Origin of the sequence: Sodalis-like endosymbiont of Proechinophthirus fluctus (assembly GCF_001602625.1) — a bacterium.
Classification (GTDB): Bacteria; Pseudomonadota; Gammaproteobacteria; order Enterobacterales; family Enterobacteriaceae.
The window spans coordinates 17,878-20,079 of the sequence record NZ_LECR01000008.1 but is presented as its reverse complement, the minus strand read 5'-3'; the positions used below and the strand labels follow the sequence as shown (position 1 = coordinate 20,079).

General features: G+C 47.9%; 1 protein-coding gene and 2 pseudogenes. 1 reads left to right on the top strand and 2 read right to left on the bottom strand.

The window, feature by feature from the left end; genetic code table 11:
- Together BG74_RS09895 and uspA are read right to left on the bottom strand one after the other, a co-directional pair.
- The coding region (locus tag BG74_RS09895) for a LysR family transcriptional regulator (protein ID WP_187202472.1) at nucleotides 1–252 on the bottom strand (252 nt) is incomplete at its 3' end.
- Nucleotides 253–843: 591 nt separating this feature from the next.
- Nucleotides 844–1,324: pseudogene (gene uspA / locus BG74_RS01015) on the bottom strand (universal stress protein UspA).
- Between the two features lie 473 nt (nucleotides 1,325–1,797).
- On the opposite strand from uspA, the pseudogene uspB reads away from it, so the two are divergent.
- Nucleotides 1,798–2,120 (top strand): annotated as a pseudogene (uspB, locus tag BG74_RS09890) (universal stress protein UspB).
- Nucleotides 2,121–2,202 lie beyond the last annotated feature (82 nt).

Here is a 2,202-nt window from a genome sequence, read left to right as displayed (position 1 = left end):
CGCGGCTTCCTGCCTCCGATCATCTAAAGACGCGAGTGTTTGTCTTGCCCAAACTAGCACACGTCCGCCCTCAGGCGTAAATCCTTGGAAGTGGTGGTCGCGCTGAATAATTGTGATACTCAGTTCGTATTCCAACTGGCGAATCGTAGCAGATAAGGAAGGCTGTGAAACACAAAAGTGCTCGGCGGCTTGGGAAAAATGGCAGTGCTCATATGCCAACGCTATCAAATAGTGAAGTTGACGAATGAACATAGAGTAATTCCTTTTAGTAAGCGATCCCAATGACGAATGTTCCCTGAAGCGAAGGGATAGGCATATCCAACAATAATAATGTCAAAGAGCGTCGCAACGCGTTCGCGTGATGATTTTCCTTCTCTCCCAACAGCCGCAACAGGTTTTTCCACGGCAGAAATAGCAGGCAGCGAGTTGGGTTGAATAGCTTAAGGGGTGGGTATGATCAGGGCTGACGCTGTCATCTACCCAAAGGTTTTGGGTGTGGTAATTTTGATAAATGTGCCCGGTTTCCGCTTATTCCCGGTCCACTGAAAATGACGGTGCTGTCATCAAAGGTAATGCACATGGCCGGAGCGAGGCGCCTACACAACGCAAGGCTATGCTTCATTCAGCTCAAGTCGATGAAGCATAACTATAAGGGCATGACGCCTATAAGACGCTGGCCCACAGACAGACCTAAACTCAGGCCAAAACGCTGACCCAGACTCACGCTTTTTGCCCGAGCTACCTTTGCCAGCCTGCGCTTCCGCGGCCTTGAAGGTAGCCTCGCGGCATTACTACCCATTTTAGCGCGTCACTAGGCCGGTGTGAGGTTCCTTTACGCGCCTGTCAGGCGATATCATCTATATCTATATCTTCTATATCTTCATCTTCTTCATAGTCACCGTCATCGCTGCGCTGCACGATTATGTCCATACGGACCGTATTGATACACTGGCGCGCAGAGGACATTAGTTTACTCCAGAAATCCTGGTGATGACTGCAAAGGACCAGGTTCACGTCGTATTTATTGATAGCGTTCACCAGCACCTGCCCTTAAATTGCTGCTGCCGCTCAGCGTTTCGGTGATCGGGTAGCCAGCGTTTTGCGACAGCTGGGTCATGGCATGCCGAACTTCTTCGGAGATGGGCTTTGCATATCACCGAGATTGACGTCGATAAGACCGGTGTACAGGTCGGAATAGCTGACGTCAACGTGAATCATTGAAACTTTGGCATTGTATGGTCTGGCTATCGATACGGCTTTTTCGACCAGAACGTTACTTTCCAGTGATAAAGTCAACGACTATTAGGATGTGTTTGTAAGCTATAATCAGATTCCTTGCAAAATATCACTCGTCCATTCTCGTCGCAATTCGCGACCCCGGCGACAGCAGATGCACTATCTCCAGTCTTTAATGTCCCTCTTTATATCTCTCTTTATGTCCCTCTTTCAGTATAGCCAGCCGCACTCGACCGAGTAACAAAGCAGATAACCTACGCAATTGCGAGAGAGGGGTTACGATATCTCGCCTAGACGAGATTGGCGACTCATCATCTGATGCCACGATAAAACTTTTTGCGAAAATGCATAATGTCTATCTCTTCGATTGGTGGCTTTTGTCAAAATTTTTCTACACCGAACAGTATTCCATCTCATAGTTCTCTTTCTCACCGATCTCATGTGCATGGCAACAAATTTCAGATGGTCTGTCTCAGTCTTAAGTTATATATCGGTTATAACCGCTGTCTACCCCCGATGTAGGCAGGCTTCGCGGCGGTTATAGATGTTACCGGGAGGATCATAATGAACACTGTTGCGCTGTTCTGGACTTTATGTGTCGTATGCATAATTAATATGGATCGATATTATTCTTGGTTGCGAGCGTTACTGTTAGTGCTGTGCGGTTTTGGGATCCGCTGCTGTATCGGTATGTAGACGGTAGTGGTTTTTTACTTCTCATGGACAGTTCAGTAAGCAGTTGCGTGCGTCTGGTGTGCTACATTTTCGTCCAGCGCTATCTGGATCACCACGACCCGGAATTCATTTGTCGTTGTGAGCGCGTGCGGGGAAAGATGTTGACCAGCGCTTTTTGCGGCCTCATAGTCCTGGCAATCTGGCACTGAATCGCAGGTAAAAAAAGAAGGTCGATTGGCCGTCATACCTTATGCGGCAGCAGTTAAATCAGTTTTAGCGCTAGCCAATAGA